The organism is Paenibacillus yanchengensis (assembly GCF_042684845.1).
Lineage (GTDB): Bacteria > Bacillota > Bacilli > Paenibacillales > Paenibacillaceae > Pristimantibacillus > Pristimantibacillus yanchengensis.
In genome coordinates, this window is the sequence record NZ_JBHUMH010000063.1 from 1 (window position 1) to 15,686 (window position 15,686).

Genomic DNA, 15,686 nt, shown 5'->3' on the forward strand with positions numbered 1-15,686 from the left:
AAAGAAAGCAAGCTTTCTTCTAAACCCCGCTCGACTTGCATGTATTAGGCACGCCGCCAGCGTTCGTCCTGAGCCAGGATCAAACTCTCCAATAAAAGTTTGTAGCTCATTTCTTGCTGACTTGCTTATTAAAAAACCATTGTCATAACTTGACTTGATTCATTTGTTCAGTTTTCAAAGAACTTACTGTCGGTGTCACTGTTTTGTGGTGACAAGATAATACTTTACCAGAGCAACTTCCGATTGTCAAGAACTTTTTTGAAAATGTTTTTCTCCATATTTCTACAAGTTCTTTCATTTTTCTTCGCTTCGTAAGAAGTGAAAATCAGTTGCTACAACTCAATAGTTTAGATTATATCGTTGTGGTTTTTGTCGTAAAATGTAACATTGATAAATTTAGCACATCCAATTCCAAATTGCAACATCAATTTTCAATTTCTTTTTCTGCAACATCATATATCAGCTAACAAAACTACAAAGCCGCAACCAGTATCGTCATACAACAATCTAGTAACGGCTAATGCAGTTGACCATATATAGCGGTCGATCATTTCTTTTTCCTTCAATAGATACTATATACGCATATATTGCTCTACTGTTCTAACATCCGCAAAAGTTCTACTTCATCTTCTATTATAGTAACTCCTAGCTGTTGTGCTTTCGTTAATTTACTTCCCGCTTTTTCACCAGCGATCACAAAATCCGTTTTTTTGGATACACTACCCGTTATTTTCGCACCACAGCGTTCTAACCTTTTTGCTGCTTCATCTCGTGTTAAAGTCGGTAACGTTCCAGTCAATACGATCGTTTTCCCATAAAACGGATGATCTTCCCGTGGAGTTAAACCTTCTCCCCCACCAGCTATTTCTTCCAATTCCGATTCCATCTCTACTTTTACACCTGCTGCTCGCATTTTGGCAATACTTTCTCGATTTCGTTCATCTGCGAAAAAAGCTATAATACTTTCAGCAACAATCATACCAACGTCAGGTAGCGTTATTAACTCTTCTATAGAAGCATCCAACAGTTTATCCAAACTACGATAATAGTCAGCCAACATTTTCGTCGTTGCCCGTCCCGTATTCGGAATACCTAGCGCAAATAAAAAAGCAGCAAGACCACGTTCCTTTGATTTTTCAATCGCAGCTAACAAATTATTTGCCTTCCGCTCCCCGAAACGCGGCAAATCAATAATATCTTCATATTGTAGTCGATATAAATCAGCCGGGTCGTGTACATCACACTGTTCATATAACAATTCGGCCGTCATGACACTAAAAGTCTCAATATCCATCGCATCACGCGAAGCAAAATGAGTTAACCGGGCAATGATTTGCGGTTTACAATCTAATTTATTATCGCAAAATAAATGCGCCCCCCGCTGCTCAAGCGGTGATTGACAAGCAGGGCATAAAGTAGGAAAAACAATTTCCTCTCCTTGCTGTTCATCTGCTTTTCCTAATATTTCAGGTATAACATCATTTGACCTACGTATCGTTACTAGCGTTCCCAGCCCATAGCGTAGATTTTTCCGTTCAATATCACCAATGTTGTTCAACGTACAGTTCTGTACCGTCACACCACCAATTTCTACCGCTTCCAAACGAGCGACTGGCGTTATTTTCCCCGTTCGACCTACTTCCCAGCTTACAGATTGCAAAATAGTCTCTACTTCTTCCGCTTCAAACTTAAAAGCAACTGCCCAACGTGGAAACTTATCCGTATAGCCCAAAACTTCTCTCGTTCGAATATCTGTCAATTTCACAACAGCACCATCGATCAAAAAGTCCAACTCAGCCCGTCTCGCATCCAATTGTTGTAACTCCGTAACGACATCCGTTATCGCATTAAAATATTGCACATACGGATTTACTTTAAAACGATTATCTCGCAAAAAACGGTGCATCTCTTCATGATTGTCAAATGAAATACCTTTCGCATAACCAATATGATAGAAAAAAGCATCCAACTTTCGTTCCGCCGTAGTAGCTGGATTTAAATTACGAATTGCACCAGCAGCAGCATTACGTGCATTTTTGAGCGGTTCAATAGCCGTTTGGTTATATTTCTCCAAGACAGACAGCTGCATAATCGCTTCTCCCTGTACTTCAATCACTCCGTCTGAAAACGAGATTTCTGTCGGAATCGAACGAATCGTTTTCACTTGTGCTAATATGCCTTCTCCCACTTCCCCATTACCACGTGTAGCAGCCTGCACTAATTGTCCGTTTTCATAGGTTAAATTTAAAGATAATCCATCAAACTTTAACTCTATAACATAGCTTGGCTCCGGCAAAGCGACAAAATCAGGCTCATCAGCATTTTTCATATTATAATCTGCAATGACACGACGCACACGGGTATCCCACGAAAGTATATCATCCGCTTGCTGCGCTTTGTCCAAACTCCATAACCGTGCAAGGTGACGATGCGGCAAAAAACCAGCTAACAGTTCTCCGCCTACCCGCTGTGTAGGAGAATACGGTAATATTAAGCCTGTCGTCTTCTCTAGCTCTACCAGTTCATCATATAAAGCATCATATTCCACATCGCTAATTCGCGGCTCATCTAGGGTATAGTAATAATAATTATGTTCATTGAGTATAGCTACCAAAGCTTTCACTCGATCTTGCTGCTCCATTGCCGCCATAGAACCGTCCCCTTTTCACAATATAATGTTATTATGTGCAATTATAGTTTTTTAATCGGTGCATAAGTGGCTAACAATCGTTTAATACCAACAGGAGCAGCAAAAGCAATTTGCAATTCCGTATCATTACCGCTACCTTTTACCGATACGATTGTTCCTTCTCCCCACTTACCGTGCGCCACTTTATCGCCAGCAACAAACGTAACACCAGCACCCGCTCCAGCAGCAACACCTTGCCCGCTACTAGTTTCGCCTACGCCACCCATTCCAGTTACAACGCGTACACCACTACTTTTTGGCTGTATTAGCCCAGCAGACTTCGCAGCACTTGCCGCTCCATAACTGGTCGTTCCACTATTCGCTCGCGCTCCAAACCCACCGCTACTTGCTTTTCTTCCCCAACCACCACCGAATGAACCAGTATCTGCTGATTGCTCCTGTAACAATTCAGTTGGAATTTCTTTCAAAAAACGAGAAGGTTCATTATAGTTAGTTCGCCCGAATAACGTCCGCATTCTAGCACAGCTTAAATATAACTGCTTTTCAGCACGTGTAATACCGACATAGGCTAGTCGTCGTTCTTCTTCCATTTCTTCATCATCCATAAATGTACGACTGTGCGGAAATACCGACTCTTCCATGCCAACGATAAAGACATACGGAAACTCTAGCCCCTTGGCACTGTGCATTGTCATCAATACGACAGCTTCTTCCGCTACTTGCTCCGCATCATCTGGATTATTATTCATCGAATCAATATCGGCAATTAACGCTAGATCAGTCAAAAAGGCTACCAAAGAACGATCTTCATTTTTCGCTTCAAAATCTAACGTTACTGATAGAAACTCATCAATGTTTTCCACTCTCGCCTGTGACTCTAACGTATTTTCACGATGTAGCTCTGCTTTGTAATCCGTTTTTTCTAATACTTGTTCTGTTAATTCTGTTACAGTCAAATAATCTGCCATCGTATGCAAATTGGAAACTAACTGATAGAAATCAATTAACAGTCCCCGTGTGCGAGAATTAATGTCCAGCGCTGGATCAATCGACTGCTCCAATTCGCTTAGTACGCGATATAGTGACATGCCGCGAGCAGCCGCTACTGCTTCTAGTTTTCCCACTGTCGTATCACCAATACCTCGTTTCGGTACATTAATAACTCTAAGCAAACTAATATCATCATCTATATTGGAAATAAGCCGTAAATAAGCTAAAATATCTTTGATCTCTTTTCGATCGTAGAATCGAATACCGCCCACGATTTGATACGGAATATCCGATTTAATCAAAATTTCCTCTATAACCCGAGACTGTGCATTCGTTCGATACAAAATAGCATGATCCGAATACCGCACGCCCTTTTGCTGATTTTCACGAATTTTCCCAGTGACAAAGTATCCCTCTTCATGTTCCGAATCTGCTTGATGAACTGTAATTAGCTCTCCTGGACCTTGATCGGTCCACAACTTCTTCGGTTTACGACCAGTATTGTTACTAATGACAGCATTTGCCGCATCCAAAATATTGCCGGTTGAACGATAATTTTGCTCCAACAAAATCGTATTCGCTTCGGGGTAATCTTTTTCAAAGTTCAATATATTAGTAATATCCGCACCACGCCACCGATAAATCGACTGATCACTATCTCCAACGACACATATATTATGATGGTCATCGGCAAGCATTCGACATAACATATATTGCGCACGGTTCGTATCTTGATACTCATCCACATGAACGTAACGGAACTTCATTTGATAAAATTTAAGCACTTCTGGCTCATCTTTAAATAGTTGAATTGTCAACATAATCAAATCATCAAAATCCAAAGAGTTGTTCAGCTTCAACTTTTTCTGGTATAGCTTGTACACATTAGCTGCAATACTTTGAAAATAATCACCTGTTTTATCTTCAAAACGCTTTGGCGTAATTAATTCATTTTTCGCATTACTAATCGCTGCTTGAATCGCCTTCGGCTCGAACTTCTTCGTATCCAAATTCAATTCCTTCATACAATTACGAATAACAGATAACTGATCTCCCGAATCGATAATGGAAAAACTAGAGTTATAACCAATCCGATGGATATCTTTACGTAAAATCCGAACACACATCGAGTGAAAAGTAGAAACCCACACATCTCGTCCCGACAGCCCTATTAAGGAAGATACACGCTCTTGCATCTCACGAGCCGCTTTGTTCGTAAACGTAATCGCCAATATACTCCACGGTGCTACTCGTTTATTATCAATTAAATAAGCGATACGGTGCGTAAGCACCCGTGTTTTCCCACTACCTGCTCCTGCCATAATAAGTAGCGGACCTTCCGTAGCGAGCACCGCTTCTTTTTGCCGTTCATTCAATTTATCAATCGCTTGTTCTATCTGCTTCGGATGAAACATTATAGCACTCCTTTTCTACCAAAACATATTTCTACACTAACGTTGTTCGTATTTTGTTCGCATTTAACTATTCACAGTGTATATGACTTTTTCGGGACCTGTCAATCACTAATACATGGTTCTTTTCTAGTACCATTCCAGAACATCGATTATCGTCCAAAAATAGAGAATATTAATAACTTTTAGCTAGTACTGCCTCAACTGTTGCTAATGCTGCTGGCAAATCCGTATATACAACATTACCTACTACTACCGTATCCGCAAATTGAGCTGCTTTTTTCGCCTTATCCACACTATCAATGCCACCACCGTAAAATAGCTGCGCTTCCGTTACCGTTTTTTGCACTGTAGACACTATTTCCATCTCGCCAAACGTACCACTATATTCTATGTAAATTATCGGCAATCGCATCAAACGATCCGCCATCTGCACATGAGCTACCACTTGTTCTTTCGATAACTGCGTCTCCGCTTGCGTAAGTTTTGCTACCGTTGATTGTTCATGCAGTACAATATATCCTTGTGCCGCTGTTATATGCCATGGTACAAAACGACCATACTCGATCAAACCAGCCGTATGCTTCCCATTAATCCACGTCGCATCAGCCGTATTTAGTACTAGTGGCACAAAATAACCGTCAAACCCTGGCACAGCCGCTTCCAACGTCGAAACTTCTAGTGCGCAATCTACTTCAAACCGACGAATACGAGAAAGTAAATCTACAATATTTTCAAAAGTTACGCCACTTGAGCCACCTACAATGATAGCATCCGTACCCGACATACATATTTGTTCTAGTGCTTCCTCCGTCAATTGTTTATCCGGATCTAATTTAAATGCGTGCCGCCAGTGGGAATACCATGTTTCTTCTTTGTTAACCATACTATCCGCCCCTCTTCTCTACACGAATTAGAAAAAACAACTCGCAATAAACGAGCCTACTGCACCGTAAAGATCGCTATGCAATAGGCTCCTGTTTCCATTTCTATTTTACTAATTGACCGCGCGTTACTCCCAGTTGATTCGTCGCTTTTAATTTACGCCACACTTGCGTGCCACTAATTCGTCCATCTAATGCAGCTCGGTACAATTCCAATACTTCATGGACTTGATCTGCTGTTTCTTCCAAAAACTCTACTCTAAACTGCTTAACGCCCCGCTCCATAAACTGCTGTAAATATTCTGCTCCCGATTGCTCAATCGCATTATAAACCGTATTTCGGCAGCCTTCGTCTACTCGAACGGGGTGAGACATTCCAATTCTGTCTTGCAACGACACTCGATGATCCTCACATGGACGACCACAATTGCGGAAATCTGTTCCTTCACTTAAAAAAGTACAATACACACAATGCTCCGTATGAAACATCGGCAAATGCTGATGAATAACGATTTCAATTCCGTCTGTTTGGGCAACATCTAACATATCGATCATTTGCTGAATATTCAAATCATACGAAGGTGTTACCTTTTGCAATCCTGTTTGTAAAAACAGCTCAACCGCTTTATGATTAGCAATATTCAATGAAAAATCACCGATCAACTCCGGAAACGGCTGACCTTTGCTCTCCGCTCTCGCTTGCATATAGAAGTAGAGCGCTCCTGTATTACGTACTAACACCGCATCTGGCTGCAAACGTAAAATATTTTTGTGATACCCATTTTCGTTCGGCATATGAATTCGTGGTGTAGCAAGCGCAATTTTTTTGCCCGCCCGCCGTGCTATTTCAATCGCAGCCGGAAACTGCTTAATAAATTCAAAATCAGCATATATATAGTTGACATCGGTCATTGCGGCAGCTTCAACCTGCTCCAAACTACGACAAAGCACAATCAACTCTGCACGTGCCGACGCATCACTGCCTGTCCGGTTGATGGATACTGTTTGACTATTGTCACTGTGCGCTACTTCTCCAGAATGTAGCTCACCTACCGGATGCCTTCTATATATAGGAGGTTTCGGACGTTCTCCCGCCAACTGTTCTATTGCTTCTCGGCGCAGACGATTAAGCTCACGTACTGGCAATATAATATCGCCTTGTAACGCCACTTCCAACTTATCCAGTTGATAAATTGTACCGCCCAATCGACCTAACTGTTCTTCCAGCAAAGCTGCTTCTAACGGACGTTTACGAGCAACTTCCAATTCCATCTCCGATTCCACATATACAGTCGTTCCTTTGTCTACATCCGTCCACCACGTTTTCAACGGCTGACCAGCCGCACCAGTTACACGTGCATGTAGCGGAAAAGTCCGATATGGTTTGTCTGTTTCGAACGTAGCTCGCAATCGTTTATCGAGTGCCGGATCGTTTGTTTTCCATACTTTATCACCGACACGCACTTTGCGAAGATCGACATCATTACGTCCCGGTACTAGCTCAATTTTCGTTCCTTCTTGCGCTTCGCCGTCCAGCTTAATCCCTTGCCTGCGCAAATCATAAATCCGACCGCCTTCTTCTTTTTTCGTCGGATCACCAGCATCGAATACAATACCATCGCCACGCTTCAGCGGTGCTTCCAGTCGAACTGTCACGGCATCTCGCATAACTTGCTCCACTCTACCGACATAAACACCACGACTTTTTGGGAAAGTACCGTCAACTAATTGCTTATTATTCGTCCCCTGCAAAAATCCATGTGTAAAACCACGTGAAAAGCTTTGTTGTAGTTCCCGTACATCTTCTTTGGAAGGAGCGGACAAATCACCGTCAAAATATTTATCAATCTCCGTCCGATATTTACTTACTACATTTGCCACATACTCCGGCGTTTTCAATCTGCCTTCTATTTTAAAGGACGTTACACCCGCTTCAATTAATTCTGGTACCAAATCAATCGCCGCCAAATCTTTCGGAGACAGCAAGTAAGTAACATCTCCCATCGGGCGATGCTCGCCATCCACCATCAAATCGTAAGGAAGTCTACATGCTTGCGCACATTCCCCCCGATTGGCCGACCTTCCACCCCACATTTCGGATGTCAAACATTGCCCAGAATACGAAACGCACAACGCTCCATGTACAAACACTTCCATCGGCAACTTCGCCTGCTCGCCAATCGTCCTAATTTGCTTCAAATTATTTTCACGCCCAAGTACCACTCGCTCCATCATAAACGGTTTTGTGAACTCGACCGCTTCTGGCGATGTAATCGTCATCTGTGTAGATCCATGAATCGGGAAGTCAGGCGATATTTCTCTGATCAATTTCACCAAACCTAAATCCTGCACAATAACAGCATCGACACCAGCATCGATACACATCTCAATCAGTTGCTGTGCCTCTCGCAATTCATCTTCAAATACTAAAATATTAAACGTTAAAAAACCTTTCACTCCATACGTATGCAAAAAAGCCATAATTTCAGGTAGCTCTTCACTACGAAAATTGTTTGCTCTAGCCCGCGCATTAAACTTCTCCACACCAAAAAAGATGGCATCCGCTCCATTAGCTACAGCCGCTCGCATACAATCCCAATCACCAGCAGGTGCGAGCAATTCAATATCTGTTCTGGTTAACCCAGTTTTGTTCATCATTCCAATTCCTCTCATTATCCAAACTATGCTTATTTGTCATTATTTTATCAAACAGTGAGCGACTATGCTACTATTACTACCTAGCAATTTGTTACCAGCACTATTGCTCACTCATTTTGTCTAATAGTTATGTGATATTGGCATGTCGCCTTTGTTGAGTAGTAGAGTTCCATTGCTTAGTGCTATACTATAGGAGAACTGGCAATGCTAATGGAAGTAACGTCATATTTCTAATTAACAGGAGGTACACAAAATGAAATTAGGTGTATTCAGCGTACTATTTGCCGAGAAATCATTGGAAGAAACGTTAAGCTATATTGCTTCCAAAGGGCTTGAAGCAATTGAACTAGGAACAGGTGGCTTTCCGGGTAACGCCCACTGTAATCCGGACGAACTACTAGCAGACAACGGCAAACTTAAAGCATTCAAACAAACAATCGAATCAAGCGGTATTATGATCAGTGCGCTTAGCTGCCATGCTAATCCACTTCACCCGCAAAAAGCGATTTCTTCTGTACAAGATGCAGAATTACGTAAAACAATTGAACTAGCTAACCGTTTAGAAGTACCAGTTGTTAATACATTCTCTGGCTGCCCCGGCGACCATGAAGATGCAAAATATCCAAACTGGCCTGTAGCACCATGGCCAAATGATTTTCAAGAAATTTTGAAATGGCAATGGGAAGAGAAAGTTATTCCATATTGGACGGAAGTTGGCGGTATCGCTACTAACGCTGGTGTGAATATCGGTCTTGAACTACACGGCGGATTCTCCGTGCATAGCCCAGCAACACTACTTCGCTTGCGTGAAGCAGTTGGCGGCAATGTTATCGGTGCAAACCTTGACCCAAGTCATATGTGGTGGCAAGGAATTGATCCGGTACAAGCGGTTCACATTCTAGGACGTGCTGGAGCAATTCACCATTTCCACGCCAAAGATACGACGATCGACCCAATTAACGTTAACCATCACGGTGTAACAGATATGCAGTCCTATGCACTTATGCTAGACCGCGCATGGCAATTCCGTACAGTTGGATACGGTCATGATATGAAAACTTGGGCAGACATCATCAGCGCACTACGTCTAGTTGGTTATGACTACGTAGTAAGTATTGAACACGAAGACGGACTAATGTCTGTAGACGAAGGATTTACTAAAGCTGTTGAAAACCTACAACAAGTACTTATCCGCGAGCCACTTGGCGAGATGTGGTGGGTGTAACAATTACACCATCGGTGTTATTGCATTAGTTGGATTATAAAAGTTGGACGAAATGGAGGTGCGACACCTCTATCCGCTCCAACTTTTTTTATTCCCATTATGGGGTGTATCCCATTCGCTCAGCACCATTTTATTACATAATTTCGTTCTGTTATCATATTAATACCGACTGGCAACTCACTAACATGTACACTGAGCGAATGGGATACGCCTATAAAGATGACATTAATACCAACAGACCCATCATTTGAAATACCTATGCACGTTAAAAGAGTCTTGTCCCCTTTACTGGTAAAGGATGACAAGACTCTTTATGGTTCATTCATTTTAATTTACACTGTACCGTTACACTTTTACACGAACCAACCTTTGATCATGACAAAATCAATGAATAGGAACAAACCAAGTGCTACAGCAGTAAAGCCAATTGCAAACAGGTTCTTTCTAGGACGTGCTAGCAATAGTCGTACAAACCCAATTGCAATAACAATAGTAATCGCTAGCATAAACCAATCGAAGGGGTCGATGCCAGATTTTGTTGCTTCCGTTGCTGCCTCGCTTGCCGCTAAAAACATGTAGGGACCTCCTTTAATCTATCCGATGACAATAACTGAATTATAGTTTTGATAACATCTAGAGCTACAATTCGCCTAATCTTACTCTATGTTAGCTGGTTGTGCTACAAGATGCAAGTATTACCTTTAAATCGTAACAGCTTTGTCAACTTTGCCACAATTGTTACATTTTCACGCAAAGTTATTATATCATACTGTACAACAGAAAGTACTATATTATTCCTATTTTTTGAACATATTTTTGTATCAAAATCGACGAAAGCTGAAACTCCCTTACGCAGGAATTTCAGCTTCTCATGGACACACATTTATACAGTTAGATTTAATACTTTATTCTACCTTTACAGCATGACGCTGTTCTGTTCTGGCACGATCTCTCTCCAATATTTCTTGCAAATAATGTCCTGTATAAGAACCAGCTACTTGTACTACTTGTTCAGGAGTTCCGACGGCTACTAATGTTCCGCCTTTGTCGCCACCTTCTGGACCTAAGTCAATGATATAGTCAGCAGTTTTAATAACGTCTAAGTTATGTTCGATAACAAGAACTGATTCTCCCGAATCAACGAGACGATGTAGCACATCGAGTAAACGCTGAATATCGTGAGCATGCAAACCAGTCGTAGGCTCGTCCAATATATATAGCGTTTTGCCCGTACTGCGGCGATATAACTCCGATGCAAGTTTGACACGTTGCGCTTCTCCACCAGATAATGTTGTTGCTGGTTGACCAAGCTTCATATAACCCAACCCTACATCCACTAATGTACTTATTTTACGCTGAATGCGTGGCAGGTTCTCAAAAAATTGACAACCATCTTCTATCGTCATATCCAATACTTCAGCGATATTCATTCCTTTATACTTCACTTCCAGTGTTTCCCGGTTATACCGTTTACCTTTACATACTTCACAAGGAACGTAGACATCTGGCAAGAAATGCATTTCTATTTTAATAATTCCGTCACCACGACAAGCTTCGCAGCGTCCGCCTTTGACGTTAAAGCTGAACCGCCCTTTTTTGTAGCCACGCACTTTCGCTTCATTCGTACTAGCATACAAATCACGGATATCATCAAAGACACCAGTATATGTTGCTGGATTTGAACGAGGTGTTCTACCAATCGGAGATTGATCGATGTCGATCACTTTCTCCAAATGCTCCAACCCCTTCATTTCCAGATATTGACCAGGTCTTACTTTCGCTCGATTCAAATCACGTGCCAACGTTTTATAGACAATTTCATTTACAAACGTTGATTTCCCAGACCCCGATACACCAGTTACTGCGGTAAACACACCTAGTGGAATTTTCACATTCAGTTGTTGTAAATTATTTTCTTTTGCTCCACGAACATCCAACCATTTACCATTCGGCTCTCTCCGCTTGAGCGGCACTTCAATAAACTGACGACCACTCAAATATTGCCCCGTCAACGAACGTTCATCTTCCATTACTTCCGCAGGTGTTCCTTCGGCAATAATTTGACCACCGTGAATACCAGCTCCAGGACCAATATCGATAATATAATCCGCAGCCAGCATCGTATCTTCATCATGCTCTACTACAATTAGCGTATTACCAAGATCTCGCATATGCTCTAACGTTTTAATTAATCGATCATTATCACGCTGGTGCAAACCGATACTCGGCTCATCTAATATATAGAGTACACCCATCAAACTAGATCCGATCTGCGTAGCCAAACGAATCCGTTGTGCTTCACCACCAGATAGCGTACCAGCGGAACGACTCATCGATAAATAGGATAGCCCCACATTTACTAAAAAACCTAATCGACTATTAATTTCTTTCAAAATAAGCTGAGCGATCATCGTTTCTTTTTCGTTTAATTGAAGTGTATCGAAAAAGTTTTGTGCTTCACCAACAGAAAGCGAGGTAACATAAGCAATATTTTGCTCTCCGACTGTAACTGCCAACGTTTCTTTACGTAGACGCTTCCCTTTACAACCAGTACACGGTTTAGCACTCATATAGCCTTCAATATGCTCCCGCATATATTCGGAACTCGTATCTCGATAACGACGCTCCAAATTATTAATAATTCCTTCGAACGGCACCAATGCTTCTTTTCGCATACCAAACTCGTTTTCATAAATAAAGGTTACTTTTTCACTACCAGTACCATACAGCAGTGTATTCATCTGTTCTTTCGTGAACTCGCCAACTGGCATATCTTCTGGTATATGATAGTGTTTACACACGGCACTTAAAAATTGTGGATAATAGTTCGATGTACTACCTGCCCATGCAACAAACGCTGCATCTTCAATAGATTTACTTTTATCTGGAACTAGTAGATCAGGATCAACTACCATACTCGCTCCTAATCCATCACAATCTGGACAAGCGCCAAACGGACTATTAAATGAAAACATACGTGGAGCGAGTTCATCCATACTGAACCCACATTGCGGACATGCAAAGTTAGAGCTGAACAAAAGCTCTTCGTCGTCAATAATATCTACAATTACTTTGCCTTCCGCTAGTTGCAATGCTGTTTCTAGCGAATCCGCTAAACGGGTTTGAACATCTTCCTTGACAACAATCCGATCCACGACTACTTCTATATTATGTTTGCAATTTTTCTCTAGTTCGATCTTTTCACTTAGCTCACGCAATTCACCATTCACACGCACTCTAACATATCCTTGCTTGTGCATCTCTTGCAACAGCTTCACATGTTCCCCTTTGCGCCCGGATACAATCGGAGCTAAAATTTGCAGTCTTGTACGTTCCGGATACTCCATCACTCTATCTACCATCTGTTCTATCGTCTGCGATGAAATCGGCACATGATGAACAGGGCAATGTGGCTTACCGATGCGCGCAAACAACAAGCGCAAGTAATCATATATTTCAGTCACTGTACCTACGGTAGAACGAGGATTTCGACTCGTCGTCTTTTGATCAATAGAGATTGCAGGAGACAGCCCTTCAATGGAATCCACATCTGGTTTATCCATTTGCCCTAAAAACTGGCGCGCGTAAGCAGACAGTGACTCGACATAACGCCGCTGCCCTTCTGCATAAATCGTGTCAAAAGCTAGTGATGATTTGCCAGAACCACTTAGTCCTGTTAAAACAACAAACTTGTCTCTCGGAATAGTTACATCTATATTTTTCAAGTTATGGGCACGCGCACCCTTTACTACTATTTTATCTATCGCCAATTCTTTCTCCTCCTACTATCCCGTCTCCGCACGTAATTCTAGCAACGCATCACGCAGCTCTGCCGCACGTTCAAATTGCATCTGCTTCGCTGCTTCTTTCATCTCTACTTCGAGTCGATCCAACAATTTTTGCTTCTCTTTCTTAGTTAGCTTGCTGCCACCAATTTCCGTCAAATAATCTGCTTTTTGCTCAGCAACCTTCGTCGCTTCGATTACATCATGCACCTTTTTACGAATCGTTTGTGGTGTAACACCATGTTTTTCATTGGAAGCTATTTGAATCGTTCTTCTTCGTTCCGTCTCTTTTATCGCACGATCCATAGAATCGGTTATTCTGTCAGCATACATAATAACTCGCCCATCACTATTACGGGCAGCACGACCAATCGTTTGAATTAACGCACGATCTGAACGCAAAAATCCTTCCTTGTCTGCATCCAATATCGTTACCAAAGATACTTCAGGAAGATCAAGCCCTTCTCTAAGCAAGTTAATACCAACTAATACATCAAATTCTCCCAATCGTAAATTACGAATAATCGCCAGTCGCTCTAATGTTTTAATATCCGAATGCAAATAGCGAACTTTAATCCCTGTTTCTTTCATATAATCCGTCAAATCTTCCGCCATTTTCTTCGTAAGTGTCGTCACCAGCACCCGCTCGTTTCTCTCCACTCGAAGTCGGATCTCTTCTAACAAATCATCAATTTGCCCTTTCGATGGACGCACATCAATAATCGGATCTAATAATCCAGTTGGACGAATAATTTGTTCAGTCATCACTGGACAATGCTCCAACTCATAAGGACCCGGCGTAGCTGAAACATAGATTAACTGCTTTGCTTTCGCTTCAAACTCTTCAAACCGCATCGGACGATTATCAAGAGCAGATGGCAAACGGAATCCATGCTCAATTAGCATTTCTTTCCGTGCTTTATCTCCATTGAACATCGCTCTAATCTGTGGCAAAGACACATGCGACTCATCAATAACGACTAGCATATCTTCTGGAAAATAATCGAACAACGTATATGGCGTCGCTCCACGCTCTCGAAATGTAAGTGGACCAGAGTAGTTTTCAATACCAGAACAAAAACCCATCTCTTCCATCATTTCCAAATCATAACGTGTCCGCTGCTCCAGACGCTGCGCTTCCAGCAACTTATTGTTACCTCGAAGCTCCTCCAACCGTTCCTCTAGCTCACGTTCAATATTTTTAATCGCTAATTTCATCGTATCTGCATGCGTCACGAAGTGAGAAGCAGGGTAGATTGAAATATGTTGCCGTTCCGCTACAATTTCACCAGTAATAACATCAATAGAAGAAATGCGTTCGATCTCATCTCCGAACAGTTCCACTCGTACTGCTTGCTCATTACTTTCAATCGGGAAAATTTCTATCACATCACCACGTACACGAAACGTCCCTCGAGTAAAGCTAATATCATTACGTTGATACTGAATATCTACTAACTTATGCAATATTTCTTCACGAGACCGCTCCATCCCTTTGCGTAAAGACAACACTAGCGATCCGTAATCTGACGGCGAACCTAAACCATAAATGCAAGAAACACTCGCAACGATAATAACATCACGACGCTCAAACAATGCACTCGTTGCCGAGTGACGCAATTTATCTATTTCATCATTAATGCTGGCATCTTTCTCAATGAATGTATCTGAAGATGGAATATATGCTTCTGGCTGGTAATAATCATAGTAACTGACGAAATACTCTACTGCGTTGTTAGGAAAAAATTCCTTAAACTCGCTACACAATTGCGCTGCTAACGTTTTATTATGAGCAATAACAAGGGTTGGTCTATTCAACTGTTCAATTGCATTAGCAATCGTATACGTTTTTCCCGTTCCCGTCGCTCCAAGTAAAGTCTGATGCCGTAAGCCTTGTTTCACACCTGCAACCAATTCTACAATCGCATTCGGTTGATCACCTTGCGGTCGATATTCCGAAATTAACTCGAAAGGACGTTCCAGTGGTTTCATAACCGTCACAACTTCACTCTCCTTGCGTTGTCTCATTACTACTATTAAGTTTATACGAACATTATGGACATTAAATCAAGCAATCAGTAT

At 41.8% G+C, this 15,686-nt stretch carries 8 protein-coding genes and 1 rRNA gene; 1 reads left to right on the forward strand and 8 read right to left on the reverse strand.

Features of this window, described 5'->3' with window-relative positions:
• From ACFSTH_RS19020 to ACFSTH_RS19040, 5 genes are all read right to left on the reverse strand, one after another.
• Window positions 1-95: ribosomal RNA gene (locus ACFSTH_RS19020) — 16S ribosomal RNA — on the reverse strand; the annotation flags it as partial.
• 497 nt (window positions 96-592) lie between these two features.
• On the reverse strand, window positions 593-2,650 hold the full coding sequence (gene ligA / locus ACFSTH_RS19025; protein WP_377773616.1) for an NAD-dependent DNA ligase LigA: 2,058 nt from the start codon (window positions 2,648-2,650) through the stop codon (window positions 593-595).
• Between the two features lie 41 nt (window positions 2,651-2,691).
• Entirely contained in the window at window positions 2,692-5,055 is a 2,364-nt protein-coding gene (gene pcrA / locus ACFSTH_RS19030) for a DNA helicase PcrA (protein ID WP_377773618.1), read from the reverse strand.
• Between the two features lie 172 nt (window positions 5,056-5,227).
• The gene (locus ACFSTH_RS19035; protein WP_377773620.1) at window positions 5,228-5,938 is read right to left on the reverse strand and encodes a heptaprenylglyceryl phosphate synthase; all 711 of its coding nucleotides are present in this window, start codon (window positions 5,936-5,938) and stop codon (window positions 5,228-5,230) included.
• A 103-nt stretch (window positions 5,939-6,041) separates the two neighbouring features.
• On the reverse strand, window positions 6,042-8,591 hold the full coding sequence (locus ACFSTH_RS19040) for a U32 family peptidase (RefSeq protein WP_377773921.1): 2,550 nt from the start codon (window positions 8,589-8,591) through the stop codon (window positions 6,042-6,044).
• A 256-nt stretch (window positions 8,592-8,847) separates the two neighbouring features.
• On the opposite strand from ACFSTH_RS19040, the gene ACFSTH_RS19045 reads away from it, so the two are divergent.
• Entirely contained in the window at window positions 8,848-9,819 is a 972-nt protein-coding gene (locus tag ACFSTH_RS19045) for a sugar phosphate isomerase/epimerase family protein (RefSeq protein ID WP_377773622.1), read from the forward strand.
• Window positions 9,820-10,172: 353 nt separating this feature from the next.
• On the opposite strand, the gene ACFSTH_RS19050 is transcribed toward ACFSTH_RS19045, so the two are convergent.
• The 3 genes from ACFSTH_RS19050 to uvrB all read right to left on the reverse strand — a co-directional run bounded on the left by ACFSTH_RS19050 (window position 10,173) and on the right by uvrB (window position 15,596).
• Entirely contained in the window at window positions 10,173-10,394 is a 222-nt protein-coding gene (locus tag ACFSTH_RS19050) for a hypothetical protein (protein WP_377773624.1), read from the reverse strand.
• A 330-nt stretch (window positions 10,395-10,724) separates the two neighbouring features.
• Complete coding sequence (gene uvrA, locus ACFSTH_RS19055) at window positions 10,725-13,589, reverse strand: excinuclease ABC subunit UvrA (RefSeq protein WP_377773626.1); 2,865 nt, start codon at window positions 13,587-13,589, stop codon at window positions 10,725-10,727.
• 15 nt (window positions 13,590-13,604) lie between these two features.
• Window positions 13,605-15,596: an excinuclease ABC subunit UvrB gene (gene uvrB / locus ACFSTH_RS19060; protein ID WP_377773923.1), complete on the reverse strand. Its 1,992-nt coding sequence runs from the start codon at window positions 15,594-15,596 to the stop codon at window positions 13,605-13,607.
• Window positions 15,597-15,686 lie beyond the last annotated feature (90 nt).

Excerpts from the sequence above, each read along its gene's own strand:
- ACFSTH_RS19045 (WP_377773622.1), top strand. The coding sequence starts at position 8,848 with ATGAAATTAGGTGTATTCAGCGTACTATTTGCCGAGAAATCATTGGAA.
- pcrA (WP_377773618.1), bottom strand. The coding sequence starts at position 5,055 with ATGTTTCATCCGAAGCAGATAGAACAAGCGATTGATAAATTGAATGAA.
- ACFSTH_RS19050 (WP_377773624.1), bottom strand. The coding sequence starts at position 10,394 with ATGTTTTTAGCGGCAAGCGAGGCAGCAACGGAAGCAACAAAATCTGGC.
- ligA (WP_377773616.1), bottom strand. The coding sequence starts at position 2,650 with ATGGCGGCAATGGAGCAGCAAGATCGAGTGAAAGCTTTGGTAGCTATA.
- ACFSTH_RS19040 (WP_377773921.1), bottom strand. The coding sequence starts at position 8,591 with ATGAACAAAACTGGGTTAACCAGAACAGATATTGAATTGCTCGCACCT.
- uvrB (WP_377773923.1), bottom strand. The coding sequence starts at position 15,596 with ATGAAACCACTGGAACGTCCTTTCGAGTTAATTTCGGAATATCGACCG.
- ACFSTH_RS19035 (WP_377773620.1), bottom strand. The coding sequence starts at position 5,938 with ATGGTTAACAAAGAAGAAACATGGTATTCCCACTGGCGGCACGCATTT.